General features: G+C 44.4%; 24 protein-coding genes and 2 pseudogenes. 12 read left to right on the plus strand and 14 right to left on the minus strand.

Translation table 11 applies throughout. From position 1 onward, the window contains the following. Window positions 1-6: 6 nt before the first annotated feature. Window positions 7-450, plus strand: a complete 444-nt coding sequence (locus tag GZK95_RS11105) for a DUF411 domain-containing protein (RefSeq protein WP_075716061.1) — start codon at window positions 7-9, stop codon at window positions 448-450. A 36-nt stretch (window positions 451-486) separates the two neighbouring features. Here the strand turns inward: GZK95_RS11105 and GZK95_RS11110 are convergent, their stop codons facing one another. Then, on the minus strand, window positions 487-1,368 hold the full coding sequence (locus GZK95_RS11110; RefSeq protein ID WP_075716062.1) for a helix-turn-helix transcriptional regulator: 882 nt from the start codon (window positions 1,366-1,368) through the stop codon (window positions 487-489). A 171-nt stretch (window positions 1,369-1,539) separates the two neighbouring features. Between GZK95_RS11110 and GZK95_RS11115 the strand changes: the two genes are divergently transcribed. Further along, on the plus strand, window positions 1,540-2,352 hold the full coding sequence (locus GZK95_RS11115) for an alpha/beta hydrolase (protein ID WP_075716063.1): 813 nt from the start codon (window positions 1,540-1,542) through the stop codon (window positions 2,350-2,352). A gap of 78 nt (window positions 2,353-2,430) precedes the next feature. On the opposite strand, the gene GZK95_RS11120 is transcribed toward GZK95_RS11115, so the two are convergent. The 4 genes from GZK95_RS11120 to htpG form a co-directional block, all read right to left on the minus strand. Then, on the minus strand, window positions 2,431-3,129 hold the full coding sequence (locus tag GZK95_RS11120) for an oligogalacturonate-specific porin KdgM family protein (RefSeq protein WP_075716064.1): 699 nt from the start codon (window positions 3,127-3,129) through the stop codon (window positions 2,431-2,433). 458 nt (window positions 3,130-3,587) lie between these two features. Then, a complete protein-coding gene (gene hemH / locus GZK95_RS11125) occupies window positions 3,588-4,547 on the minus strand; it encodes a ferrochelatase (RefSeq protein ID WP_075716065.1) in 960 nt (319 codons plus the stop codon). A gap of 150 nt (window positions 4,548-4,697) precedes the next feature. Next, window positions 4,698-5,342 (minus strand): adenylate kinase, encoded by a 645-nt coding sequence (gene adk, locus GZK95_RS11130; protein WP_075706646.1) that lies wholly within the window; start codon window positions 5,340-5,342, stop codon window positions 4,698-4,700. 309 nt (window positions 5,343-5,651) lie between these two features. Then, complete coding sequence (gene htpG, locus GZK95_RS11135) at window positions 5,652-7,556, minus strand: molecular chaperone HtpG (protein ID WP_075716066.1); 1,905 nt, start codon at window positions 7,554-7,556, stop codon at window positions 5,652-5,654. 263 nt (window positions 7,557-7,819) lie between these two features. Here htpG and GZK95_RS11140 point away from each other — a divergent pair, with 263 nt between their 5' ends. The 4 genes from GZK95_RS11140 to GZK95_RS11155 all read left to right on the plus strand — a co-directional run bounded on the left by GZK95_RS11140 (window position 7,820) and on the right by GZK95_RS11155 (window position 10,329). After that, on the plus strand, window positions 7,820-8,692 hold the full coding sequence (locus GZK95_RS11140; protein WP_075716067.1) for a winged helix-turn-helix domain-containing protein: 873 nt from the start codon (window positions 7,820-7,822) through the stop codon (window positions 8,690-8,692). A 10-nt stretch (window positions 8,693-8,702) separates the two neighbouring features. Continuing rightward, complete coding sequence (locus GZK95_RS11145) at window positions 8,703-9,218, plus strand: regulatory protein ToxS (protein ID WP_075706649.1); 516 nt, start codon at window positions 8,703-8,705, stop codon at window positions 9,216-9,218. A gap of 68 nt (window positions 9,219-9,286) precedes the next feature. After that, on the plus strand, window positions 9,287-10,042 hold the full coding sequence (locus GZK95_RS11150; RefSeq protein ID WP_075716068.1) for a sulfite exporter TauE/SafE family protein: 756 nt from the start codon (window positions 9,287-9,289) through the stop codon (window positions 10,040-10,042). A gap of 8 nt (window positions 10,043-10,050) precedes the next feature. Then, on the plus strand, window positions 10,051-10,329 hold the full coding sequence (locus GZK95_RS11155; RefSeq protein ID WP_075706651.1) for a SelT/SelW/SelH family protein: 279 nt from the start codon (window positions 10,051-10,053) through the stop codon (window positions 10,327-10,329). Window positions 10,330-10,353: 24 nt separating this feature from the next. Here the strand turns inward: GZK95_RS11155 and yfcE are convergent, their stop codons facing one another. From yfcE to GZK95_RS11180, 5 genes are read right to left on the minus strand one after another with little or no spacing between them, the layout of a single operon-like run. Next, complete coding sequence (gene yfcE, locus GZK95_RS11160; protein ID WP_075716069.1) at window positions 10,354-10,902, minus strand: phosphodiesterase; 549 nt, start codon at window positions 10,900-10,902, stop codon at window positions 10,354-10,356. Window positions 10,903-10,945: 43 nt separating this feature from the next. Beyond that, window positions 10,946-11,356, minus strand: coding sequence for a CBS domain-containing protein (locus tag GZK95_RS11165; protein WP_075716070.1), 411 nt, complete (start codon window positions 11,354-11,356; stop codon window positions 10,946-10,948). Continuing rightward, a complete protein-coding gene (locus GZK95_RS11170) occupies window positions 11,353-11,703 on the minus strand; it encodes a P-II family nitrogen regulator (protein WP_075706654.1) in 351 nt (116 codons plus the stop codon). The genes GZK95_RS11165 and GZK95_RS11170 overlap by 4 nt, the downstream gene beginning before the upstream one ends. After that, window positions 11,693-12,484: a DUF1538 domain-containing protein gene (locus GZK95_RS11175; protein WP_075716071.1), complete on the minus strand. Its 792-nt coding sequence runs from the start codon at window positions 12,482-12,484 to the stop codon at window positions 11,693-11,695. The genes GZK95_RS11170 and GZK95_RS11175 overlap by 11 nt, the downstream gene beginning before the upstream one ends. Continuing rightward, a complete protein-coding gene (locus GZK95_RS11180) occupies window positions 12,481-13,218 on the minus strand; it encodes a DUF1538 domain-containing protein (protein ID WP_075716072.1) in 738 nt (245 codons plus the stop codon). The genes GZK95_RS11175 and GZK95_RS11180 overlap by 4 nt, the downstream gene beginning before the upstream one ends. Window positions 13,219-13,505: 287 nt before the next feature. Between GZK95_RS11180 and GZK95_RS11185 the strand changes: the two genes are divergently transcribed. The 5 genes and pseudogenes from GZK95_RS11185 to GZK95_RS11205 form a co-directional block, all read left to right on the plus strand. Continuing rightward, window positions 13,506-14,420 (plus strand): TIGR01777 family oxidoreductase, encoded by a 915-nt coding sequence (locus tag GZK95_RS11185; protein ID WP_075716073.1) that lies wholly within the window; start codon window positions 13,506-13,508, stop codon window positions 14,418-14,420. A gap of 80 nt (window positions 14,421-14,500) precedes the next feature. Further along, window positions 14,501-15,327, plus strand: a pseudogene (locus GZK95_RS11190) (SDR family oxidoreductase). 291 nt (window positions 15,328-15,618) lie between these two features. Continuing rightward, on the plus strand, window positions 15,619-16,473 hold the full coding sequence (locus GZK95_RS11195; RefSeq protein ID WP_075716074.1) for a co-chaperone YbbN: 855 nt from the start codon (window positions 15,619-15,621) through the stop codon (window positions 16,471-16,473). 184 nt (window positions 16,474-16,657) lie between these two features. Continuing rightward, complete coding sequence (locus GZK95_RS11200; RefSeq protein ID WP_075706659.1) at window positions 16,658-17,572, plus strand: SPFH domain-containing protein; 915 nt, start codon at window positions 16,658-16,660, stop codon at window positions 17,570-17,572. Window positions 17,573-17,580: 8 nt separating this feature from the next. Next, a pseudogene (locus GZK95_RS11205) lies at window positions 17,581-18,021 on the plus strand (NfeD family protein); the annotation flags it as partial. 439 nt (window positions 18,022-18,460) lie between these two features. Here the strand turns inward: GZK95_RS11205 and GZK95_RS11210 are convergent. The 4 genes from GZK95_RS11210 to zipA all read right to left on the minus strand — a co-directional run bounded on the left by GZK95_RS11210 (window position 18,461) and on the right by zipA (window position 24,132). Beyond that, window positions 18,461-19,252 carry a hypothetical protein gene (locus GZK95_RS11210; RefSeq protein ID WP_075714119.1) on the minus strand — a complete coding sequence of 264 codons (792 nt, stop codon included), beginning with the start codon at window positions 19,250-19,252 and terminating at the stop codon, window positions 18,461-18,463. A 124-nt stretch (window positions 19,253-19,376) separates the two neighbouring features. After that, window positions 19,377-20,531: a porin gene (locus tag GZK95_RS11215; RefSeq protein ID WP_075714121.1), complete on the minus strand. Its 1,155-nt coding sequence runs from the start codon at window positions 20,529-20,531 to the stop codon at window positions 19,377-19,379. A 530-nt stretch (window positions 20,532-21,061) separates the two neighbouring features. After that, a complete protein-coding gene (gene ligA / locus GZK95_RS11220) occupies window positions 21,062-23,074 on the minus strand; it encodes an NAD-dependent DNA ligase LigA (protein ID WP_075715840.1) in 2,013 nt (670 codons plus the stop codon). A gap of 125 nt (window positions 23,075-23,199) precedes the next feature. After that, window positions 23,200-24,132 (minus strand): cell division protein ZipA, encoded by a 933-nt coding sequence (gene zipA / locus GZK95_RS11225; RefSeq protein WP_075715841.1) that lies wholly within the window; start codon window positions 24,130-24,132, stop codon window positions 23,200-23,202. Window positions 24,133-24,334: 202 nt separating this feature from the next. Here zipA and cysZ point away from each other — a divergent pair, with 202 nt between their 5' ends. After that, complete coding sequence (cysZ, locus tag GZK95_RS11230) at window positions 24,335-25,072, plus strand: sulfate transporter CysZ (protein ID WP_075706665.1); 738 nt, start codon at window positions 24,335-24,337, stop codon at window positions 25,070-25,072. Window positions 25,073-25,144: the final 72 nt, after the last annotated feature.

Raw genomic sequence — 25,144 nt, forward strand, 5'->3', positions numbered from 1 at the left:
GTAACTATGACTCTTAAAACTATTACACTTGCTCTACTTATGGGAAGCGCAAGCACAGCGTGGGCAGCGGATGTTATCAACCACAAATCTCCTTACTGTGGCTGTTGCACTGAGTGGACCAAACATATGCAAGATGCCGGCTTTACTGTCGAAGAAAAACTGCACGACGACATGAACTCGGTTAAACAACAATTGGGCGTCGCGGCCAAGTTAGCTTCTTGCCATACCGCCGAAATTGGCGGCTACGTGTTTGAAGGTCATATTCCTGCCGAGGATATTAAAGCATTCCTAGCCAACCCTCCTCGAAATGCCAAAGGTCTAGCCGTACCGGGCATGCCAATGGGTTCTCCTGGGATGGAGTATGGTGACGAAAAAGACGCTTACTCGGTTTACGCCTACAATGAGCGCGGTCAAGTGTTCGAATACCGCCATTATCAAGGCAATCAGTAATGTTCTTAATGCCCAGCAAACGCTGGGCATTTTTAACTAACACGGCTCACCGACATCCCAAAGTAAATCGGCATCTTTGCTTTGCTCTTGAGGACAGAGTTCTTGATAGCTATCTCGATACTTACGTGGGCAAATTTTCAACATCTGCTTGAACACTTTATTAAACTGACTGGAAGACTTAAATCCCGAATTAAGTGCCACATCAGTAATACTGCTTTTCCCCTCTCGAAGTAACTCGCAAGCAATGTTAATTCGGGTATGGTTGACGAACTCTACATAACTCATTCCAAGACTTCTTTTTAAACTACGACTGAGTGTTGAGGTCGACATATTGAGACGACTCGCCACTTGTGCCAAGCAAAGATCTTCCGTCGCATTGCTCATAATAAAGTCCATAATTCGATTGGACTTATCACACAATAAGTAGTTATCACTGGCATAGCGAATCGGTGGCAGTTTTAGTAAGTCCACAAACCACGTAAGAATGGATAACAGTCGTTCAATACCTCGCATGTGGAATACCGCTAGATAGCGGGTTTTCATCGCCTCATCCAATTGATATACCGCCCCTCGACTAAACTGATGTAACAAGTCATCCAGCAACTCGAACTCTGCAATTTGCTTCAACGCAGTCAAACAGCTTGATTCAAAATGGATGTACTTAGACAACAAAGTTATGTGAGTTTGGTAATCTAACTTAAAAGAGTGCGGCACATTTGCGCCAATAAGCTGGATTTCCCCCGTTTGTAGACGCTGTTGTTGATTACCAACAAACGATTCAATCTCCCCCTTCTCAATAAAGACAATCTCCAACTCGGGATGAAGGTGGAACGGACAAAAAAACGCATTCCCTTGATAACTCCGGCAAACAAGAGAACGAGATGAGTGGATATTTAGCATCTCAAAAACAGCTGACATATCAATCCTTAATATGTATTGAGGTGTAGAGCATTAACGACACGCAACGATTATGATAAACCGCTCACAGTTCAATTTTACTGGCAAAATATAGGAAAAGCTTGATTAAAAACGACAAGTTTGTTGAACAAGCTCTTGATGTAATGACCTCAACAAAAAAGAGAGGTCATTATGAAAAAACTTGCCGTATTAATTTCGACCATTTTAGCCAGCAGCGCCGTCAATGCATTTCAAATCGAAACCGTGGAGATCGACAGCGACAATACGCCAGAAAACCATAAAGCAACCGTCATTCTTCCTGATGGTTACAGTCAAGATCAACGTTATCCTGTTGTGTATGTATTACACGGTTGGAGTGGCGACTATAAGGTTTGGCATGAAAAAACCAAAATCGCCAAACAAGCCGACATACACAACCTAATCATCGTCCTTCCAGAAGGCAACTATGACAAGTGGTATATCGATAGCCCAGTGAAAAAGCGCTCTAACTACCAAACCTATATTGGGCAAGAGGTGGTGGAATACATCGACAAGCACTTCCGCACTAAAGCAGAGAAAACCCAACGTGCAATTACTGGATTAAGCATGGGGGGCTTTGGCGCATTTAATATCGCACTTAATAATCTTGATACCTTTGGCAATATTGGCAGTATCAGCGGCGGATTTGAACCAAAGGATTTCCGCTACACTTGGGGCTTAGAAGAAGTCTTTGGTGACTACGATAAATATCCAACCAATTGGGATAATCGTGCGATCAAAAATACCGCTCATAAACTTATTTTTAAGGATATTAATATCACCATCGACTGCGGTATTGATGACTTTTTCATTGATTCCAACCGAGAGTTACACGTCAAATTACAGCAACTCGAACTCGACCACGATTACAGTGAACGCCCGGGCGGACATACTTGGGTCTACTGGGATAATGCAATCCAGTATCAAATGCTGTTTTTCAGTAACAAGTTTGCTCAAGCGAACTAGCGTAACAAGCCTTTCACCGATGTTAACCGCTGACAAAAAAGCCCAGAGCAACTCTGGGCTTCAATTTACGAAGGCAGATTAGAAGCTGTAAGAGGCACCGAACACAAATGCAGTATTCTCTTTGATACTGCGGCCTTGATTATCTTTGGCACCATGGCCTTGGCTACGCAGTTCAAAGTAAGGTTGCACTCCTTCGCGCGTCCATGTTGCTCTGAACTCGTGATCCATCGTGTTGTCTGTTCTCGCACTCTTATCTTTGTCCTTGTTCACCACAAATACGTTGTTGTATGACAAAGCCAGAGGCATATCTGCCACGGTGTAGGCTAAGCGGTTATCAAAACGCCATTGTGATTTATCGCTATTTTTGATGTCGTGGTAACGGGTACGGTTACTAATAGCAAAGCCATTGTCAAAGTTATAACCGATCTTCACCAACGGGCGATGCTGCACGGTTTTACCATCCTTTAATAGATGATGATAACCCGCAGCCACCCAGAAGTTGTCATTCACCGCGTAGCTTTGCTCAACACCTAGTGTGATGTACGGCGTCGCTCGTTGAATTTTATCATTTTCGTATTTACCGATTGAAATACCGTCAAACTCAGTCAGTAGCGTGGTACCGGTTGAGAACGTATGGCCCGCTTCTAGCGTCGATGTTGCATTTGGGTTTTCATTCTCAGAGTGGAACTGTAGATTACCTGTCACATAAGAAGAGCCAGCAAATGCGGAAAATGAGCACATCATTGCAATTGTGCTTAGAGAAATAATTTTTTTCATGGAAATTCACCTTAAAGAAAAACATAAAGACCCGGACCAGGTATTCCTTTACCACCTTGGTTCAACGGTTTGCCGTCCTGACTTGTTTTTCATGGTTACTGAATTAATTTCCAGAGAAAAATAATTCCAAGGTTTATGTGCAGCAGTTCACCTCACAACTGAGACGGAAAAATAAATTATTTATAAACAATAAGATACGTGGTTTTTCTAAATTCTTCTCAGCGATCTTTTGCGGAGTACTTCAAATAAGCATCGGTTGCACGACAGCCACCGACGACATTATTTAGCAAAATTTAGCTCACCGTTATTTTTCTGCGAGTGACGTCAAAGCCAATTTTGAATTTTCATTATCGACTCAATGGTATAGAGACAATCATTGGAGTGCGCTTGTTTGTTGCAGCGTCAAAAAAGGCCACGAGAATTTGTGGCCTTAGGTGGGCAAATGCTGGTTGAGTAGGTTAATTCTGCTTGAGTAGGTCAACCATCATCTCGATATGGAGATCGTCATCGTTTAAGCAGGGGATAAATGTAAATTGCTCACCGCCATTTTGCTTGAAAAGATGCTGCACTTCTTCTGAGATCTCTTCTAAGGTTTCCAAACAATCTGCAGCAAATGCCGGGGTCATAATATCTAAGGATTTAATACCTTTACTTGGTAAAGCTTCAATCGTTTTATCAGTGTATGGTTGCAACCACTCTTCGCGGCCAAATCGTGATTGATAAGTCATACCGATCTGGTCATCTCTTAAGCCAAGCTCTTGCTGCAATAATTGGGTCGTACGTTGACAGTGCAGAGGGTAGATATCACCATTGTCCGCGTAGCGCTTCGGAATGCCGTGATACGAGCAAATAAGGTAGTCGGCCTGCCCTTTCTCTTGCCAAGAACGGCGCACGCTTTCAGCTAACGCTTTGATATAAAGAGGATGATCGTGATAATCACGAATAAATCGGTAAGCTGGGATCTCGGCCATTTGTTTAAATGCGAGTGTTAATGCATCCGACACAGCCGCGGTGGTCGTCGATGAATACTGCGGATAAAGCGGTAGTACAACGACTTCCTGCACACCTTGTTCCATCAAACTTTGCAGTGCAGACAAAATACTTGGATTACCGTAAGACATACCAAGTGCAACGGGTATATCAAGCTTATCAGCCAGTTTTGCCGCCTGCCGCTGTGAGTAAACCATCAATGGAGAGCCTTCATCCATCCAGACAGATTGATAGAGCTTCGCCACTTTAGGCGAGCGAATAGGCAAAATAATCCCATGGAGTATCGGGCACCATAACCAGCGCGAAGTGTCCACGACACGCTTATCATGAAGAAACTGACTTAAAAATCGTTTTACTGCCGGCGCAGTCGGCTCATCAGGCGTACCAAGGTTAACCAGCAATACACCCTGTTTTTTATTATTGTTCATTGCATCCCATCAATTTAGTTGGCCAAGATGTTGTTTACGCAATACCGAGAGTTCTAGTTCAGTATTGGCATGACTTTTTTACTTGATCAGAAAAAGAAAAAGCGGCTCTAAGGCCGCTTCTACTATAGCAATATTTTCTCAGTGAGAGAATTAAGCCAGCGCTTTCTCAATGTCAGCACTTACTTCAGCAACTTGCTTAGTACCATCAAATTTCAAGTACTTAGTGTTACCCGCTTCCGCTTCTTTACCGTAGTAAGAGATCAGTGGTGCTGTTTGCTCATGGTAAACACCTAGACGTGCACGAACGGTTTCTTCTTTGTCGTCATCACGAACAACAAGGTCTTCACCTGTTACATCATCTTTACCTTCTACTTTAGGTGGGTTGTATACCACGTGGTAAGTACGACCTGAAGGAAGGTGAGCACGACGACCCGCCATGCGCTCAACGATTACGCTGTCGGCAACATCAAACTCAATAACGTAATCTACGTCCACACCCATCTCTTTTAGGCCATCAGCCTGAGGAATTGTGCGTGGGAAACCATCCAGTAGGAAACCTTTTTCGCAGTCATCTTGAGCGATACGCTCTTTGATAAGACCAAGGATGATTTCATCCGATACTAGCTGACCAGCGTCGATTACAGCTTTAGCTTGTTTGCCTAGTTCTGTACCTGCTTTGATAGCTGCACGAAGCATGTCACCAGTAGAGATTTGTGGAATACCGTATTTTTCCATGATGAAATTTGCTTGCGTGCCTTTACCTGCACCTGGAGCACCTAGAAGAATGATGCGCATGATTTATCCTCTTTAATTAGAAATTTATACCGAAGCTCACAATTGTGTTTTAAAACACTGTAAACGGTAAGTTTCGGTATATCACCATCAGATTTGGGTTAAGCGAGAAACCGGATTCGCGCTAACTTTCATATTCAAGTCGCAGATTCTAGCATAATTTGTCATTTCTACGACCCAAATAAGACTAAAGAATGCGATTTGCGCAAATGACATATGCCACCATAAGCACAATATTTCCAAACCTGAACGTTTATCTCACGTTCAAATAAAAAGCCCGCATAATGCGAGCTTTTCACTTCATTTTGCTTATTAGCCCTTAGTCAAAAGGGTATTGATCGCCCCTAAGAACTGCGAAGGATCTTGCAGAGAGCCGCGTTCAGCTAGCATCGCCTGTCCAAGCAAAACTTCTACCCAGCGGCCAAACTCTTGCTCATCCGCTTCATCCGCCATGCGTTGTACTAGCTCATGCTCTGGGTTGATTTCAAGAATGTACTTCACTTCTGGCACAGCTTGACCCGCCGCTTCCAGCAGTTTCGCCATTTGCGTACCCATTTCAAAATCATCGGTCACAACTACGGCAGGAGTCGTTGCCAACTTAAACGTTGTACGAACTTCTTTTACGCGGTCACCCAAATATTCTTTGGTGCGCTCAACGACAGACTTGAACTCTTCTTCCGTCTCTTTTTGCTTCTCTTTCTCAGCTTCATCTTCGAACTTGCTCAGATCAAGACCCGCTTTGGTGATCGACTGGAACTGTTTACCATCAAACTCAGTCAGGTAATTCATCAACCACTCATCAATACGATCGTACATCAGAACAACTTCAATACCTTTAGCCTTGAACTGCTCCAAGTGTGGGCTATTTTTCGCCGCGGCGTAGCTGTCTGCGGTTAGGTAGTAGATCTTATCTTGACCTTCTTTCATACGCTCTACGTATGATGCAAGGCTGACAGTTTGATCAACAGAGTCCACCTCTGTTGAAGCGAAACGCAGCAAACCTGCGACTTTTTCTTTGTTCGAATGGTCTTCCGCTGGACCTTCTTTCATCACCAAACCAAACTCTTTCCAGAATGATTGGTACTTCTCCTCATCATTGTTCGCCATGCGTTCAAGCATAGTCAGCACACGCTTAGTACATGCGTTGCGTAATGATTGAGTAACTTTGTTGTCTTGGAGAATTTCACGCGATACGTTCAAAGGCAAATCATTTGAATCAATCAAGCCACGCACAAAACGTAAGTATGACGGCATGAACTGCTCGGCGTCATCCATAATGAAAACGCGTTGTACGTACAGTTTTAGGCCAGACTTATGTTCGCGATTAAACATATCCCACGGCGCTTTAGCTGGGATGTATAACAGGCTTGTGTAATCGTTTTTACCTTCTACGCGGTTATGGCTCCATACCAGCGGATCTGCAAAATCATGTGAAACGTGTTTATAGAACTCTTGATACTCTTCTTCACTGATCTCTGACTTGTTGCGAGTCCAAAGTGCTTGCGCCTTATTGATTTGCTCCCACTTTTTCTCGCCAGTCTCTTTGCCTTCTTCATCACGCTCAGCCGTTTGAATCGACACAGGGATGCCAATGTGATCAGAGTACTTGCTAATCACATCACGTAAACGCCACTCGTTAAGAAACTCCTTACCTTCTTCGCGCATATGCAGCACGATATCGGTACCACGAGACTCTTTGCGAATGTCTTCAATAGTGTATTCACCTTCACCCGCAGAGTGCCATTGCACTGCTTGCTCTGGGTTTAGACCTGCTGCGCGAGTACGAACTGTTACCGCGTCTGCCACAATAAATGCTGAATAGAAACCGACACCAAACTGGCCGATTAGCTGTGAGTCTTTGCTTTGATCTTCAGATAGCTTCGAGAAGAAATCTGCAGTTCCTGACTTAGCAATCGTGCCAAGATGTTCAATCACATCGTCACGGCTCATACCAATACCATTGTCAGAAATGGTCAGCGTGTTGGCCGCTTCATCAAAAGCGAGTTTCACGCCTAGCTCTGCATCACCTTGATAAAGTTCAGGGTTGGACAAGGCTTGAAAACGCAATTTATCTGACGCATCCGATGCGTTTGAAATCAGCTCACGTAAAAATATCTCTTTGTTTGAGTACAATGAGTGGATCATTAAGTGAAGCAGCTGTTTTACTTCGGACTGAAAGCCGCGAGTTTCTTTATTTTGAGTGGCAGTTTCGCTCATGTTTACTCCATAACATCTATATTTATCAAACCTCTATGCGGATATCATTCGAGGTCTACATGATGACTGATACTGTAGATGAGGGTGGGAAATGTAAATTCAAGGTCAATAATTATAAAAACAGTGTTTTTTTGCTTTTAGATTGTCTATCCTGCCCAGCAAAACACATCAACGGTGTTGTTACATTTTTGCTTAAAAATGTAAAATACTCTAAATCATCGCGCTAGCGATGCCTGTGACCTATTAAATCGAAGGCCAATTGCATGAGTAACATAGGTACCAAGTTTAATCTTGCTAATAAATTCATTTTTGATCCCAATACCAATTCATTGGTCGACTCGCTCAATGGCAATGAAATGATTCGGATGGGCAGTAATGAAAGCCGTATCCTACTTTTCTTGTCGGAAAACCCCAATCAGGTGGTGAGCCGCAACCAACTGTATGACTTCGTTTGGCGCGAACAGGGATTCGAGGTGGATGATTCCAGCTTGACTCAAGCTATCTCTACTCTAAGAAAACAACTCAATGACTCAACTAAGTCCCCAGAGTTCGTCAAAACCGTGCCAAAGCGCGGCTATCAGTTGATTTGTAGTGTTGAACGAACTACTCCAATTACCAGTGGAGATGATTCAGTTAACTTGTCTTCGCCTTCTGAGACCGTGGAAGATAAGACACCACAAGAACCTGAAGTCCACTTAATTCCAGAGGTTGAGCGGGAAATTGAGGTGGTTGAACCTAGCCGCACAGAAACGCCACCAGCTGCCAAAACGAAACAGCCGCTAAGCTTGCTGGCTAAACTCGCCTTAGCCTTTGCACTCATTTTGCCGCTACTTGCACTCTCTATCGACAAACCGACGGAGTCACATTTTCGCCAACTAGCGACCTTCTCGGATGTCACGGTAAAAACACCAATCAACCACCCAGACCTGACTCAGTGGCTGCCTGCGATTGAGCAGTGCGTGGTCCGTTATAAAAACAACCACGTGGGAGAAAGCGCCCCGGTCGAAGTGATTGCCACTGGTGGGCAGAACAGCCAATTGGTTCTCAACTATATCCATCAGTTGAACTACTCTGGCGAGAATATCACCGTGCGTATTTTTGCTGACCAAGAAAACATCAACCATATTTGCCAATAGGAGGCGGTCTATGAACCAGAAAATAGCGATACTACTATTGGCTATCTCCGCTCTGTTTAGCGGTTGGCTTTATTGGGGCAGCGATATCAAGCTTGAGAAAGCTGTCACGGCTAAAGAGTGGCAGTCGAAAATGGTGACGGTGATCAGTGATGGCATTCGCGAAGAATCGGTTGGTCCACTGCGCAAGGTTGACGTTCTATCGAATGTAAAATACTTACCTAACGGCACTTATATTCGTGTTGCAACAGTCAGTTTGTTTGCCAACAGTGAACACAGCGACAGTGTGATCAATATTTCCGAGACAGGACACTGGGAAATCAGCGATAACTATTTACTGATTTCACCAACAGAATTCAAAGATGTCTCTTCTGCAAATAGCCAAGACTTCTCTGATGCTCAGCTGCAATTGATTAAGCAACTGTTCAAGATGGATGCCCAACAGAGCCGTCGTATCGACATTGTTAATGAGAAAACACTACTTCTGACTAGCTTAAGTCACGGTTCTACGGTACTTTTCTCTAATTAGTGCTAAGCCTAACTTAACAATTTAAAGGGGAGCATGATGCTCCTCTTTTTTATGGAAACCACATTACCATGGAATGGATTCACTCTCTCGGTCTCTTTCTCGGATCGCTGATAGCTAATACGCTCGCTTCCCTTTCCGGAGGAGGCGCTGGTCTGTTGCAGTTCCCTTTGTTGCTATTTTTTGGCTTGCCATTTTCAGTCGCACTGGCGACACATAAAGTAGCAAGTGTCGCCCTTGGCCTCGGCGCCGCCGCAACTCATATCAAACAAAAAAGTGTCACCTATCAAGAGGTGGCTTACATCACCTTGGTCGGCTCTATTGGCGTTATTGTTGGGGCAAACCTGATCGTTTTGATCGCTGGAGACATCGCCGAACGCTTACTCGGTGGCATGATTTTAGCGCTTGGCGTTTATTCCTACTTTAAAAAGCAACTGGGGCAACAAGCCACCCCACGAAATCGCACCTGGTTAGGTTGGTTCACTGGCGGAATCGGCTTGTTGCTTATCGGCATCATCAATGGTTCGCTCACCGCAGGTTCTGGATTACTGGTGACACTTTTTTTGGTTCGCTGGTTTGGATATAGCTACAAACAGGCCGTTGCACTAACGATGATTTGCGTTGGTCTCTTTTGGAATGGTATCGGCGGGGTTGCTATCGTCCAAGCAGGTGCATCCATCTATTGGCCATGGCTGCCGGTTCTGTTGCTTGCATCTTTTATTGGTGGGGCTATTGGAGCCTACCTTTCGACACGGTTGAGCAACCAAAGAATCAAACGATATTTTGAAATACTGACGCTGCTCGTCGGCTTAAAGTTACTGTTTTAGAGGTTTAAATGGAAAAAGCGAAAATTGAAATCTATTACTGTCGACAATGCAATTGGATGCTCCGGTCGACGTGGTTAAGCCAAGAGCTTCTGCATACCTTCAGTGAAGAGATTGAAAGCGTCTCCCTCTACCCAGATACTGGTGGACGATTTGAAATACTGTGTAATGGCACAAGAATTTGGGAACGCAAACAGGATGGTGGTTTTCCTGAAGCTAAAGTACTCAAACAGCGCGTTCGCGATATTATCGACCCTCTACGCGACTTAGGTCATGTGGATAAAAAATAAGGCACCCAAGGTGCCTTAACTCGCTTAAGCAATTGCCTTTTCTAGCATCACATCGCCACTAAAGCTCATCACTTTAATGCAATTGTCGGCATAGATACCGTAACTTGCATCAAAACCATTACGAGGGAAGGTCACTGAGCCAGGGTTAAAGATAAACTGGGCACCATTTTTTTCCGCGAGTGGAATATGGGTATGTCCATGGACAATCACATCACCTTCACGCAGTGCGGGACGTTTTTCACTGTTGTAAAGATGCCCATGAGTCAGAAACAGTCGCTGACCTGTTGGTAGCATCACCCAGGCATAATCACTCATCATTGGGAATGCGAGTAGCATTTGGTCAACTTCGCTGTCGCAGTTACCGCGTACGGCAATAATCCGCTCCGCGTACTGATTCAGTAACTCAACGACAGCGGGTGGGTTGTACCCTTCAGGCACCGGGTTGCGTGGGCCATGGTTTAACACATCGCCCAACAACACTAAGGTATCAATGCCCGAGCGCTCAAACTCTTCGATAACACGTTCTGTTGCAGGTAAGCTGCCATGCAAATCAGAAGCAAAAAATAGTTTCACGATAGATACTCCTCAATCTAATGAGGGCATTCTACTCAATTGGTTACAAGACGTCATCTCGCGCCATACCGTTTATTACGATATTGTTGTAGCTCACCATGCCAATCACATTCCCATTTTCAATCACTGGTGCTCGGCTAATACCAAATCGTTCAAACAGGCGTGCGCAATATTTTACATTCATATTGGGATCTACGCACAAAGCCGGTTTAGTCATGATTTCATACACATTGGTTCGCTCGGGTGAACGATTTTTGGCTAACACTTTCTTGGCAATATCATTCATCAACACAATGCCGTACTCATCATCACGATTTCGTTTGTTGATCACTAAGGCTTTCACCTGATGCTCACGCGCAATTCGAATACCTTCTTGTACCGTACTCAAACCGTCGACCATCACATATGTTGCTGCCATTACATCTCGAACTCGAACTACCGCCTGTGTATTCATAATTCATCCCCTACAACTTTTGTTAGTTTTTCAACTTGATGCGCCACACCTACAGCATCTTCTATATCTATTTGAATAGCGATGCCCTGCCCCGATTCCTGATCAAATCCACCCACACGACTGATGGTCTCCAATATTTGCCGTGCCAGATGCTCTTCAACCACAAACAGCAGTACATCTTTTTGAACCTCAAGCGTTAAACCAAAGAAGGTCCGTTTCTGATTCAGCCCTTCCCCACGAGCGTTATTAATCACTGTAGCTCCTGTCGCTCCGGCCTCACGAGCGGCATCAAGCACTTGCTCCGTTTTACTATCTTCGACAAAGGCTAATAACAACTTAAAGCGCATTTTCGTTATCCTTACGTTGAGGTCGACTATTCAACCATTGAGTAATTTGTGCATACCCCATCACCGAAATCATCGGAAATAAGCTCGCAAAAGCAATTAATCCAAAACCATCTATCATGGGATTACGCCCCGGGACAGTAGAAGCTAGCCCCAGTCCGAGCGCCGCCACTAACGGAACCGTGACTGTTGATGTTGTCACGCCCCCAGAATCGTATGCTAAAGGGATGATCAACTTGGGGGCAAAAAAGGTCTGAATGACGACGACAATGTATCCAGCAATAATGTAATAGTGGATCGGATCGCCAACCACAATACGGTAGCTACCAAGTGAAATACCAAACGCGACCCCGAGAGCAACCGCGACTCTCAAGCCATTAACCCGAATACTGCCACCAGAAACTTGATTGGCTTTTATCGCAACAGCAATCAAAGAAGGTTCCGCAACGGTGGTACTAAAGCCAATACAAAAAGCGAACAAGTAAACCCAGTAATAATCTACCCAACTGAGCACGTGTTCTGTGGTCAGACGAACCTGTTCAATAAAGTCAGGGGCTGTCAGTTGCTCTGCCATGGTTTCACCGAGTGGAAACAACGCCATTTCAAGCCCCAAGAGAAACAGTGATAGCCCCAAGATCACATAAAAAAAACCGAGCACGACCTTAGGTAAATTCGCGACGGGTCGCTTTAAGACGGCAAACTGAAAACCAAAAATAATCGTCACGATGGGAATCACATCCCCAACCGTGTTAATAAAAGTATCGAAAAACTGCGCGAGAATCATGCCACCACCATGCCGTAAACCATAACAAACATCATCGGTAGCAAAGAGGCAAAGGCGATCAATCCAAAGCCATCAATCATTGGGTTTCGCCCCTTAATCGCAGAGGCCAACCCAACCCCAAGCGCCGTCACCAGAGGAACGGTAATGGTTGAAGTGGTCACCCCTCCAGAATCGTAAGCGACACCGATAATGCTCTCAGGTGCAAAGCCGGTTAGGATGACCACACCAACATAGCCACCAATAATCATATATTGAATTGGCCAACCTTTAATGATTCGCAGCACCCCTAAGACAATCGCAAATCCCACCGAAAGTGCCACCGTCAAACGTAAACCATCAGCGTACTCTTCTCGGCTCTCTTCTTGGTTGATGATCATCCCACCTTCTGCGGCAACTTCAGCCGCTTCCGCAGCAACGGCAGTGAGTGCAGGCTCTGCGATGGTAGTACCAAACCCCAAGCAAAATGAGAACAATAGCAGCCACGCAACACTGCCTTTTTGCGCAAAGGCTTGAGCCATGGTTTCGCCAATAGGAAACAACCCCATCTCCAAGCCGAAGATAAAGAAGGTCAAGCCAGTTACGACCAATATTAAACCAAGAGATATTGAGGCGAGATTTGGTAGAGGCTCTTGTAAGACAACAAGCTGAAAAAATGCGATAACCAAAACAATCGGCATTAAGTCGCGCAAGCTTCCCAGCATCGAGCGTAGCAATGCCTTGATAGCTTCTGACATAGTGGCACTCCATTCCATCGGTTGAGCCAAAATTGAGAGGGTTCGATAGCAAAACTATCGGTGGTTTCTCTCTTAAGTTGATTGAGACACTGCTATCTTGCCAAAGCCCTGCTTGATAGAATGTGACACTAATTGCATCTCAATCGACAAGTGTAACAAAATATTATTTTTGTGAAAGCGTGTCGAACACTCGAGTAGATACGATTGACTCACTCCATTTCACCACCGCGACAACTGATCCGAATTGGTGGGATATCGCTATAATTACTCCATACAAGGAGAGTCACATGAAGATATTGCTTACTGGTGGTACTGGATTTATCGGTAGAGAGTTACTCAAGCATCTCACTACACACGAGGTGGTGTTGTTAACCCGCGCGCCAGAAAGAGCAAAGCAGTTGGTCAATCATGCCGACCTTGGCAACGTCACCTATATCTCACATCTCAGCGATTTTCATGATCTCAATGATTTTGATGCAGTAATTAATCTTGCGGGCGAGCCAATTGCAGATAAACGTTGGAGCAAAACGCAAAAGCAGCAAATATGTGATAGCCGCTGGCAACTGACTGAACAGTTGGTCGCGTTAATTCATGCCAGTACAACCCCACCTTCCGTGTTTATCAGTGGCTCTGCCGTCGGTTACTACGGTGATCAACAAGCTCATCCTTTTGATGAAAGCTTACATGTTCATGCTGATAACTTTCCCCATTATGTGTGTGCAAAATGGGAAGAAATTGCTAACCGAGCTCGCTCAGAAGAAACCCGAGTATGCATCTTAAGAACCGGAGTCGTACTGGGTTGTGACGGAGGCGCTCTGGCAAAAATGTTACTGCCTTACAAGATGGGGGTCGGCGGCCCTATCGGTTGTGGCAGCCAGTACATGCCATGGATTCACAAACTCGATATGGTTCGAGCCATCGTTTATCTGCTTGAAACCGAACACGCCCAAGGTGACTTTAATCTCTGCGCACCTCATCCTGTAATGAATAAGCAGTTCAGTCGCACACTGGCACGCACTCTCAAACGACCTCATTTTCTGTTCACCCCAAAGTGGACGATGAGAGTACTGATGGGAGAAAGCTCGGTGTTGCTCTTTGACAGTATCCGCGCCAAACCTAAGCATCTAACCGAGCTAGGGTTTAAATTCAGTTATTCGCGTCTTGAACCAGCACTGAAAAACCTCTTACAACATTATGAGTAATCCTTTACTCTAACTCTCGTTAGTTCAATAAGTTATACTCGAGTGACCTCAAGGTGCTCGAGTATATAGAGAGGAAAATGATGTCCAAAGCCATTCTGATCACAGGCTGCTCAACAGGGATAGGCCACGTCACGGCCCACGCGCTGCACAAACGTGGTTATCACGTCATCGCGTCTTGTCGTAAACTTGCCGATGTTGAACGCTTACAACAAGAAGGATTAACTTGTATTCATTTGGATCTCAATTGCTCCAAAAGCATCTCTCTTGCTGTACAGCGCACGCTCGAACTCACCGGTGGCAAACTTTACGCGCTATTTAACAATGGTGCTTATGGCCAGCCCGGCGCACTCGAAGACCTACCCGTCGACGGTTTACGCGCACAGTTTGAAACTAATTTTTCGGCTGGCATCAATTGGTGTGTGAAATATTGCCCACCATGCGTAAACAGGGCGAAGGCCGAATTATACAGAATAGCTCCGTGCTGGGTTTTGCCGCGATGAAGTATCGCGGAGCCTACAACGCCTCTAAATTTGCCATTGAAGGCTGGAGCGACACACTGCGCCTTGAGTTGCTCGATACCAATATCAAAATTAGTCTGATTGAACCGGGGCCGATTGAAACTCGCTTTAGAGCCAATGCACTCAACGCTTTCCACCAATGGATTGATAGCGAGAACAGCGTTCATCAGTTGCAATATCAGCAACAAATCGCCCGACTGGCCAAAGAGCAATCCAACAACGCGTTTGTGTTACCCGCTGAAGCTTGCGTTGATTCCGTCATCCATGCGCTAGAGGCGCCACGTCCTCGTATTCGATACAGAATCACCAAGCCAACAAAAATATTTGCGATCCTTAAGCGTCTATTACCTAGCCGCTGGCTAGATAAAATTCTGCAAAAAGCCGCTTAGCGTCATAATAACGTCATAAATTGTAGGCATGATGGCATGGTGATAGTTCATCACACTAGATACTAAAGCGTCACATTCGGTGCCCGTACATGTCATTAAATCAATTAAATTGGCTATGTGTGAGTGTCGCGCTAACTATGTTTATCGTTCTATAAACATCTTCGCTTGCACTTTTTGCCAACAAAAACACCACGTTATTACGTGGTGTTTTTGTTTATTCGCTTGAAATTGCGCTCAAACGTCCATACTTATATCGATGTAACCTCGAGAATCTTGTCAAGGACATGTCGTATGCAATCACCATTTATCGTCGAACTTAATCAGCAGAACTTCATGCAAGTTCTCGAAAGCTCCAAGCAAACCCCGCTACTGATCCACTTCTGGGCGTCGGTAAGCCAAGAAAGCACTGAAATCATTCCACATTTGCAACAGTTGGCGCAAAACTACAATGGGGCGATGATGCTAGCGCTGCTTAACTGCGAGCAAGAGCAGTCAATCGCAGCGCAGTTTGGAATTCAAGCACTGCCAACCATTGCCCTATTTATTAACGGACAACCTGTCGATGGTTTGGGCGGTCCACAGCCTGTAGAAGCGGTAGAGCAAATGCTGGCAAAGCACCTCCCAAGCCAAGAAGAACTGAATCTTAAACAAGCACTTGAACTCGTTGCAAGTGGTGAACACTCACAAGCTCTGCCCATACTGGTCACCTTACCCGCAGATCTAATTAACCGTGGCGACGTCAAACTGGCATTAGCGGACTGCTATATCGAAGCTCGAGATTTTGCTCAAGCAGGAACACTGCTGCAATCTATTCCCCTTGAATATCAAGATAATTATTACAAAGGGTTGATCGCGAAACTTGAGTTACACAATCAAGCGGCAAATAGCCCCGAAATTCAATCGCTAGAGCAGCAATTCGCCATCGAGCCTGACAACGCCAAACTGGCACAAGAACTCGCCTTAAGTTATCACCAAGTCAATCGTGACGAAGAAGCCTTAGAGCTGATCTGGCGCTTTATCAGTCGTGATCTAAATAGCCTTGAAGGTGAGATGAAGAAATCCTTTATGGACATTCTTAGTGCGCTAGGACAAGGAAACACGATTGCAGGGCAGTATCGTCGTCGCCTCTACTCTATTTTGTACTGAGCCATATTGATAGACGCTGTTTGCGCAAGCTAAACGACACACAGTCAAGTCAGAGAATTAATACGCTAAAGGTCGGAAATTCCGACCTTTTTTATTTCGTTTAGCGGAACAAGTCTCGCAAGATAATTTGTTATTGCACATTATATGAGCAACAATAAATTCAAATTATTGAAAGGAGACTGATATGCCGATTGAATCCATCATTACCACCGCCATTTTTGTTGTCGCGGTGGTGTCGTTTGTTTTTGCTGGAGTAAAAACGGTTCCTCAAGGTAACCATTGGACGGTTGAGCGTTTTGGTCGCTACACTCAAACCTTAAAACCGGGGCTAAATTTCATTGTGCCTTTTGTTGACCGTATTGGTCACAAAATTAATATGATGGAACGTGTGCTTGATATTCCAGCACAAGAAGTGATTTCACGGGATAATGCCAATGTGACCATTGATGCCGTTTGCTTTGTGCAAGTCATTGATGCTGCGCAAGCCGCTTATGAAGTCAACGACTTAGAACATGCGATTCGCAACTTAACGCTAACCAACATCCGTACTGTGCTAGGCTCGATGGAGCTCGACGAAATGTTAAGTCAGCGCGATATGATTAACGTAAAACTGCTGGCTATCGTTGATGAAGCGACTAATCCATGGGGCGTAAAAGTCACGCGTATTGAAATTAAGGACGTGCAGCCACCATCGGATCTTACCGCTGCGATGAATGCGCAAATGAAAGCAGAGCGTAACAAGCGTGCCGAGATTCTTGAAGCTGAAGGGGTTAGACAAGCCGAAATCCTTCGTGCTGAGGGGCAAAAACAGTCGGAAATTCTCAAAGCAGAAGGTGACAAACAAGCGGCGATCCTGCAGGCAGAAGCGCGCGAACGAGCGGCGGAAGCAGAAGCGCGCGCAACTGAAATGGTTTCTGACGCAATCAGCAAGGGTGATATGCAAGCCGTAAACTACTTCATTGCTCAAGGCTATACTGACGCACTGAAAACCATCGGCCAAGCTGAAAACGGCAAAATCATTATGCTGCCACTTGAGGCCTCAGGCTTAATGGGCTCTGTTGCGGGTATCGCGGAGATGTTCAAACAAGACAAACAATAGGGGTAACTGTGGTCGAGTTTCTAAACAGCATCAATCATTGGCATTGGATATCACTCGGGCTTGCCCTTTTGGCACTTGAACTGCTCGGCACGGTAGGATATCTACTTTGGCTAGGTATTTCCGCCCTGCTGGTTGGGCTAATCCTCACTTGGATGCCTATCAGTTGGCAATTGCAGTGGGTTAGCTTTGGCGTATTTTCGCTCGTCACCACTTGGTTATGGTGGCGAAAACAGCACAAGAGTGATCGCCATAGCGACAATGAACGCGTACTTAATCAAAAAGAGAAGCAGTTAATTGGTCAAGTTATTCGCTTAGACCATGATGTACCGGCAGGAAAATCACGCATAAAGATTGCGGATACTACTTGGTCTGTCTATTCCGAATCTCCCTTATCGTCCGGATTATTAGTTGAAATTACTGATATCAAAGGGATTGTATTATTTATAGAAGAAAAAAAAAGTAAATACTCTTTAAGCTATAAACCGCCCAAAACATCTCTTTTTCGGCGGTTTTTTATTGGTTTTGAGTTTCAAAAATAAAAACAAGCGATTTATATAGAAAATATGACATCAAACCAACTTGTTAGGTTATTTATTACATAAAAATATCATTTTTTTTTTGATCTTTATCATATGTCAATCATACTAACTGTATCTCACATGAGATATTTACAAGGAGACAGTTGTTATGAAGTATATCGCTATTATTTTTGCTTGTTTCTCTATCAGTTTTTATGCGAGCGCTTATTCAATCGGAAGTTCAGAGACAGGTCCAAATGTCGAATGTCAATTCTCTGATGGGCACGTAAAATTTATCCCGATATTAATTTGTGAAAAATCGGGCGGGAAAGTCCTTCGATAAAAGAAAACCGCCTTTCGGCGGTTATCTTTATTTTAGTAGTTCAATCAGAATTGCTTTTCTATCGTTAATTGAAGATTGGCTAAACCAATAAGAGAACATCTCAACTTCTTTTAGTGATGATTCAAGCGGAACCAAGTTTGCATTTGATCTGTTTTTTACAGCCCATTGCAACACTTCATCACTATTTTCAGCCGGTACTTTTTCATACCAGTAGAGTGAAGAATCAATTTCGCGTTTCACTGGCGCTGCTGCAACTACCACTTCTTGCTTCACTGGTTGAGGCGCAGCAGTCGTTACTTTACTTCCTTGCTCTACAACAGCATCAACATATCCACCAGGGATGGTAAACGAAAAGCCTTTGTTCTTTGATGCCATTACATCAAAGTTGATGTCTGATATAGGTTGCTGTTTGAAAATCGCTTCATCCAATGGAATGTAGAAATATTGAGACTTCATACAGATATCACTACAAGTCTCTGAGGTAGGCGCATAAGCTTCCAGCTCTACAATTTCTGTACCATTAATTAAGGCGTATTTATACTCGTCATATGATTTTAAATATGCCATTTCCATGGATAGATAAGATGGTGGTAAAGATTGACTACCTTGTGGAACAACATAATTAAGTGCAACTGTTGCTTTAACCAATTGACCTTGTCTCTGCTCAACGGTAATTGGTTTTAACTCTTTGCCGGTGACTAAGCTGTAATTCTGCTTCTGTTTAACATCGTAGACGACATCATTAAACGCATCGTCAGGGCTTAGTGTAGAGCACCCCACAATCAAAAACGGTAAAGAAACTGACAACAAACTCTTCATTTAAAACTACCTTTTCAAGACACTAACCTTATGACATAAGTTAATTATATTATAAGGTTAAGGTATGAATAAAAAGCGCCAGTCTTTGGACCAGCGCTCATATTTAACTAAAACTTAAACTAGCTTAGAAACCGTATTCTAGACCAACACGTACTACGAAAGTTTCGTTTTGCTCGCCACCACCTTTGATATCACGTTGTGCGATACGAACGTAAGGTACAAAGCCTTCGTGAACATACATGATTTGACCAGAGATGATGCTATCTTCGTCGTTGTTTTTCACGCTACCAGTTTTTGACTCTTCGTTAGCTGCGTAGCCCACTTTGAAGCCCCAAGGACCGTTCCAGTATTGACCGATGATAGAGTAAGAAGCTTGCTCAGATGTTTTACCACCCGCTGCTAGGTCTTCAGATTCACCATATTTGTATGCCGCTGCTAGACCAAAGCCACCTGGTAGTGATGCTTCAAAACCAACTAGGTAACCAAAAGTATCAACCATTGTTGCTGCTGCTGCTGCTTTTGTCTCTAAGCCATGACCGATAAGGACACCATCAACGGTACAACCAGCAGCTTTTTGACAGTATTCTGCGTCAGACTTTGCTTTTAGCTCACGATCAGATTCTGACTCAACGGCTGCGTGGAATGTAATAAAATCAGCCGCTTTATACGTTGCCGATGCACCGTAGAAGTAGTTATCTTCAACGTCTTTGTCACCACGACCTGTTGCAAGAGCAAAACGGAAGCCATCGTAGTCAACAGAGTCATAACGAGCCATATCACCATGACGGTCACGGTTGAATTTCACATCACCGCCCCAGTCCCATGCAGCGCCCAAACCTGGGTTTGCGTAAGGCCAGTCAATGATCTCATACATTGGCGTTAACATACGACCAAAGCGAACTTTACCCCAGCTGCCGTCTAGACCGATAAAGGTATCACGGTTACCTAGTGTTGCACCGTCGCCATTTTCACCAACGTAGCCAGACTCGATCTGCATAAGAACGTTAACGTCTTCAAACATCTGTTTGCTTGCGCGGAAACCGATACGAGATTCATTTTCGTAGTCGTAGCCAGAGCTCTTATTGGTTACTTTGTTATAGTTATCGCTTGTTTTGTCAATGTTTGTAACATCGCTGTCGTAGTTAACAACAGAGATTGCTGCTACACCATACACGTCAACGTCAAAGTCACTGTTAACACCAACTTGCTTAGCCATTACGCCTGCAGATGCAAATGCTACTGCTGCACCAACAAGGGTACGCTTGAAAATTTTGTCCATGGAAAAACTCCTAAAAAATGGATATAGCTGTTTTTTCCTTTTCCCTTAAGTTGGCCGCCGAAGGGAAAAGATTTTCCTTATAAAATCTCAATAATCTTCTTTGATATTTTCGATCTTAAAGTTGCTGCATACACCATGTGTATCCATGATTGATAGACTAACTTCGCGGCATAAAACATCAATCAGAACTTAATTTCTTTATAAAAAAATATGAGCTAAGACATACTTTTTTCTAAACTAGTGATCTTGATCGACAAATAGAATTGAACTTTCACCGTTAATGATAATTTCTTTAATTTTTAAATACTTAACAATATCGACAAACATAAATATTTGAAGTGCACCGCAAATGGGATTTTAGAAAAATGGCTTTATTTTGAAATTAGATCGATATCACTTTGTGAACGACCTAAATTTGCCTAGCTAAAAAAAGCTCTTATTTTTTGATAAAAAAAAGCGCCATTTATTAAAACAGCGCTTTAAAAATCAACCTTTCAGCCAATGTGAATGGGCTTATTTATTGATGACAATTATACCATCAAGTTCACCAAGTCTTGCTCAGTTTGAACCTCAATTCCTAGCTCTTGTGCTTTCGCGAGTTTTGAACCAGCATTCTCACCAACAAACAGAATATCGGTTTTCTTTGAAACACTTCCGGTGACTTTCGCGCCGAGATTTTCTAAAGCCGCTTTCGCTTCTGAACGCGATAGCTGGGACAATGACCCCGTCAATACCACCACTTTGCCCGCAAGAGGTTGTGGCACACTCTCATCTCTTTCTTCAATTTCGGGCCAATGAACACCACAAGCCAATAGCTCAGCGATCACCTGTCTATTTTTGTCTTGGGCAAAAAAAGCCGTGATATGACTGGCGACAACTCCGCCAATATCCGCTACTTCAATTAACTGCTCATGAGAAGCGTCGATAACTAAATCAAGTGACTTAAAATGGGCAGCAAGGTTAGCCGCGGTCGCCTCTCCAACCTCACGAATACCCAGTGAATATAAGAAACGAGCCAGTGTAGTCTGTTTTGAAGCTTCTAAAGCGTTGACCACGTTCTGCGCGGATTTTGGTCCCATACGCTCTAAAACAGTGATCACCCCAGCGGTTAATTTAAACAAGTCCGCTGGCGTCTCAACCATTTCACGATCAACCAACTGCTCAATCACTTTCTCACCTAAACCGTCTACGTCCAGAGCTTTACGCGAGACGAAATGTTTGAGTGCTTCTTTACGTTGTGCTTGGCACACTAGGCCGCCAGTACAACGTGCGACCGCTTCTCCTTCAACGCGTTCCACTGCCGAACGACAAACTGGACATTGGGTTGGAAATACGATTTCACGCGCATCATCTGGACGTCTATCCATCACCACAGAGACCACTTGTGGGATCACATCGCCAGCACGGCGAATAATCACGCTATCACCAATTTTGACTTGCAAACGAGCCACTTCATCTGCGTTATGCAAAGTCGCATTACTCACAGTAACACCACCCACGAAAACCGGTTCTAGTTTTGCTACTGGCGTAATCGCGCCCGTACGACCGACCTGAAATTCAACATCGTTTAAGCGCGTGATCTCTTCTTGGGCAGGGAACTTATAAGCAATCGCCCAGCGAGGTGCTCGCGCAACAAATCCTAGACGCTCTTGCAGGGCAATGTCGTCAACCTTAATCACTACACCGTCAATCTCATACGCCAAAGCATCACGACGGCTTAAAATATCTTGGTAGTAAGCTTTTACGTCATCGAGTGACGCTACGCGTTTTGTCTCTGGACACATTGGTAGGCCCCAGCTTTTTAGCTGTAAAAAACGCTCATAGTGGCTATTTGAGAGCTCTGCTCCTTCAACGACGCCTACGCTATAGGCGTAAAAACTCAATGGGCGAGTGGCAGTGATACGCGAATCGAGTTGGCGTAAACTCCCAGCCGCAGCGTTACGCGGGTTAACAAAGGTTTTTTCACCTTTTTTTAGTGCCAGTTCATTAAGCTTGTCAAACCCTGCCTTAGGCATAAACACTTCGCCGCGAACTTCAATTCTTCGAGGCCAACCTTCACCACGCAGTTTAAGTGGAATCGCAGCGATGGTGCGTACGTTTTCTGTAATGTTCTCTCCCGTTGTACCATCACCTCGCGTCGCGGCTTGTACCAAAACGCCGTCAACATAAAGCAGACTAACTGCTAGGCCATCGAGCTTTGGCTCGCAACAGAAAAGGTCAAATTTGGCCGCAGGCAAACGGTCAATCATGCGTTTATGAAAACTATTCAGTTCATTGTCATCAAACGCATTGTCGAGTGAAAGCATTGGAATTTCATGGGCAACCGTATCAAAGCCATCAAGTGGCATACCACCGACACGTTGACTTGGCGAGTCTATGGTAATCAACTCAGGATATTGCGCTTCTAAATCGAGTAGTTCTCGCATCAAGCGGTCATACTCAGCATCTGGAATTTCAGGGCTGTCTTCGACGTAATAACGCACCGCGTGATAATGAAGAGTTTCACGTAACTGTTCGAGTTTTTGTTGAATTTCGTTCGACATATTTCACTCAATTTTCGATAAGGGATATGACTGATATCGCGAGTATGAACGCGAGAAAGATTCGGTTCAAGCGCAAATAAAAAGGCCCCTAAAATTTAGGAGCCTTAGATTAAGAATCGGGCAGATTAGCGGCTTTGGCGCGCTTTAAACTCTTTTACTTGTGCTTTATAAGCATCAATACGAGTTGGTGTTAACAGGTTACGAGCATCATCCATGACATGCCCACTTAAATCATCTGCTATTTGCTGGGCTGTTTTTAACATCAACTTGAAGTTCTGCTCTTCATCACCATAACAAGGAAGTGTCATAAAGAAGGAGATGCCTTTGGTGGTAAAGTCAGCAGGATCATCATGTTTTAAGGTTCCCGGTTGCATCATGTTAGCCACGCTAAACAACACTTTGCCCGTTCCCGAAAGATCAGTATGTCGGTGGAAAATATCCATCTCGCCGTACATTAGGTCATGTTGTTGCATGCTATCAAACAGCTTAGTACCGACAAATGGCTCATCACCTGCGCAATGAACATTCAGCACTATCACTTCCAACTCAGGCTCAGGCTCTGGTGCAGACGCATTGACTGAAGCTTGCTCTACTTCTACCACCGGCTCTTTGACTTCAATCTCTGACTTTATAACTGGCTCTAGCTCAACTTCCACTGTATCTAAAGCAGACATAGAAGGAATATCAGCCACGTCGGTCACATCTGGGATATCAGCAATGTCAGCTTTAGTCTCTCGAGCAGGCTCTTCAACGGGATAATCACCCGTTAACGGATCCGCCACTAATGGGTCAGTGATAAGAGGGTCATGGCCAAATGGGTCCGTTTGCAGATCAGGTTCCTGACGATCTTTGCGGATAATTTCAAAGTCATCCTCAGGTGCAAAGCCGCGCTCTGTGCTGCGATCGTCAACGTCATCGTTGTCCACATCCAACTTTCCTAATGGCTTATCACCGAACTTTGACTTGCCTTCTTTTTTACTCGTCCATAGACCGTGGAACAATAACGCGGCGATGGCGAGTGCGCCCACCACGATAAGTACGAATCGCAATTCCTGCATTTTCTGCTCTCATTTGCTTGGCGATAAGCGCATTTTTTGCCTTTCAACCAAGTTGATTAAACCTGTTTGCCAATAACTTTACCAAATCTATCCTAGGTTTTAGAACAAATTAATGTGAGAAGTTCCCACAATCTTGTGATTTTGGACACGCTTCTTTCTTGATAAGATAGAAACAGGTCGTTTTATACACAATCAAATTACTATGACAAAATCTACATCTCCACGCTCAGGCTTTGGCTATTTCGCTCACGGTATCGAACTAGCATTAAGTCCCGGTATACGCCGTTTCGTTCTTTTGCCCTTACTCGCCAATATTATTTTGGTCGGTGGTGCTCTGTTTTATCTCTTTAGTCATCTCGACAGTTGGATTGAGCAATGGCTTGGACAACTGCCCGAGTTTCTTTCTTGGTTAAGTTATATATTGTGGCCTCTACTGGTGCTGACCATACTGGCCACCTTCTCTTACTTCTTCAGTACGCTCGCTAACTTTATCGCGGCGCCATTCAATGGATTGTTGGCAGAAAAAGTGGAAGAGTACTTAACAGGACAACGAGTCAACGATGACGGCATACTCGCTGTCGTCAAGGACACGCCGCGAATTCTCGCCCGCGAATGGCGCAAACTGCTTTATGTGCTGCCTAAAGCCATCGGTCTGTTTTTGCTCTTACTCATCCCAGCCTTGGGTCAAACCGTCGGCCCGTTCTTATGGTTTATCTTTACGGCGTGGATGCTGGCAATTCAGTATTGTGACTATCCGTTTGATAACCACAAAATCAGTTTCAATGACATGCGTTACAATTTGAAACAAAAACAAGGTAAGGCGTATGGCTTCGGTGTTTTAGTCAGCCTGTTTACGACTATTCCGATTTTAAATCTGATTGTCATGCCTGTAGCCGTCTGTGGTGCGACGTCAATGTGGGTCAACGAGTTTAAGAAATAGCACTAAATAAGAGAAGGTGGCAGCTTGTCTTGCCACCTTCTCTATGACGAACTGGGGTTACATCACCACGTC

The sequence above is a fragment of the Vibrio panuliri genome (assembly GCF_009938205.1).
Classification (GTDB): domain Bacteria; phylum Pseudomonadota; class Gammaproteobacteria; order Enterobacterales; family Vibrionaceae; genus Vibrio; species Vibrio panuliri.

What these genes read in the sequence shown, in the direction of transcription:
- GZK95_RS11215 (WP_075714121.1), bottom strand. Translation starts at nt 20,531, where the DNA reads ATGGACAAAATTTTCAAGCGTACCCTTGTTGGTGCAGCAGTAGCATTT.
- GZK95_RS11210 (WP_075714119.1), bottom strand. Translation starts at nt 19,252, where the DNA reads ATGAAGAGTTTGTTGTCAGTTTCTTTACCGTTTTTGATTGTGGGGTGC.
- GZK95_RS11165 (WP_075716070.1), bottom strand. Translation starts at nt 11,356, where the DNA reads ATGAATACACAGGCGGTAGTTCGAGTTCGAGATGTAATGGCAGCAACA.
- GZK95_RS11195 (WP_075716074.1), top strand. Translation starts at nt 15,619, where the DNA reads ATGCAATCACCATTTATCGTCGAACTTAATCAGCAGAACTTCATGCAA.
- GZK95_RS11185 (WP_075716073.1), top strand. Translation starts at nt 13,506, where the DNA reads ATGAAGATATTGCTTACTGGTGGTACTGGATTTATCGGTAGAGAGTTA.
- GZK95_RS11175 (WP_075716071.1), bottom strand. Translation starts at nt 12,484, where the DNA reads ATGATTCTCGCGCAGTTTTTCGATACTTTTATTAACACGGTTGGGGAT.
- adk (WP_075706646.1), bottom strand. Translation starts at nt 5,342, where the DNA reads ATGCGCATCATTCTTCTAGGTGCTCCAGGTGCAGGTAAAGGCACGCAA.
- GZK95_RS11180 (WP_075716072.1), bottom strand. Translation starts at nt 13,218, where the DNA reads ATGTCAGAAGCTATCAAGGCATTGCTACGCTCGATGCTGGGAAGCTTG.
- hemH (WP_075716065.1), bottom strand. Translation starts at nt 4,547, where the DNA reads ATGAACAATAATAAAAAACAGGGTGTATTGCTGGTTAACCTTGGTACG.
- GZK95_RS11155 (WP_075706651.1), top strand. Translation starts at nt 10,051, where the DNA reads ATGGAAAAAGCGAAAATTGAAATCTATTACTGTCGACAATGCAATTGG.
- GZK95_RS11110 (WP_075716062.1), bottom strand. Translation starts at nt 1,368, where the DNA reads ATGTCAGCTGTTTTTGAGATGCTAAATATCCACTCATCTCGTTCTCTT.
- zipA (WP_075715841.1), bottom strand. Translation starts at nt 24,132, where the DNA reads ATGCAGGAATTGCGATTCGTACTTATCGTGGTGGGCGCACTCGCCATC.
- GZK95_RS11140 (WP_075716067.1), top strand. Translation starts at nt 7,820, where the DNA reads ATGAGTAACATAGGTACCAAGTTTAATCTTGCTAATAAATTCATTTTT.
- GZK95_RS11200 (WP_075706659.1), top strand. Translation starts at nt 16,658, where the DNA reads ATGCCGATTGAATCCATCATTACCACCGCCATTTTTGTTGTCGCGGTG.
- GZK95_RS11170 (WP_075706654.1), bottom strand. Translation starts at nt 11,703, where the DNA reads ATGCGCTTTAAGTTGTTATTAGCCTTTGTCGAAGATAGTAAAACGGAG.
- GZK95_RS11115 (WP_075716063.1), top strand. Translation starts at nt 1,540, where the DNA reads ATGAAAAAACTTGCCGTATTAATTTCGACCATTTTAGCCAGCAGCGCC.
- GZK95_RS11145 (WP_075706649.1), top strand. Translation starts at nt 8,703, where the DNA reads ATGAACCAGAAAATAGCGATACTACTATTGGCTATCTCCGCTCTGTTT.
- cysZ (WP_075706665.1), top strand. Translation starts at nt 24,335, where the DNA reads ATGACAAAATCTACATCTCCACGCTCAGGCTTTGGCTATTTCGCTCAC.
- GZK95_RS11105 (WP_075716061.1), top strand. Translation starts at nt 7, where the DNA reads ATGACTCTTAAAACTATTACACTTGCTCTACTTATGGGAAGCGCAAGC.
- GZK95_RS11120 (WP_075716064.1), bottom strand. Translation starts at nt 3,129, where the DNA reads ATGAAAAAAATTATTTCTCTAAGCACAATTGCAATGATGTGCTCATTT.
- GZK95_RS11150 (WP_075716068.1), top strand. Translation starts at nt 9,287, where the DNA reads ATGGAATGGATTCACTCTCTCGGTCTCTTTCTCGGATCGCTGATAGCT.
- ligA (WP_075715840.1), bottom strand. Translation starts at nt 23,074, where the DNA reads ATGTCGAACGAAATTCAACAAAAACTCGAACAGTTACGTGAAACTCTT.
- htpG (WP_075716066.1), bottom strand. Translation starts at nt 7,556, where the DNA reads ATGAGCGAAACTGCCACTCAAAATAAAGAAACTCGCGGCTTTCAGTCC.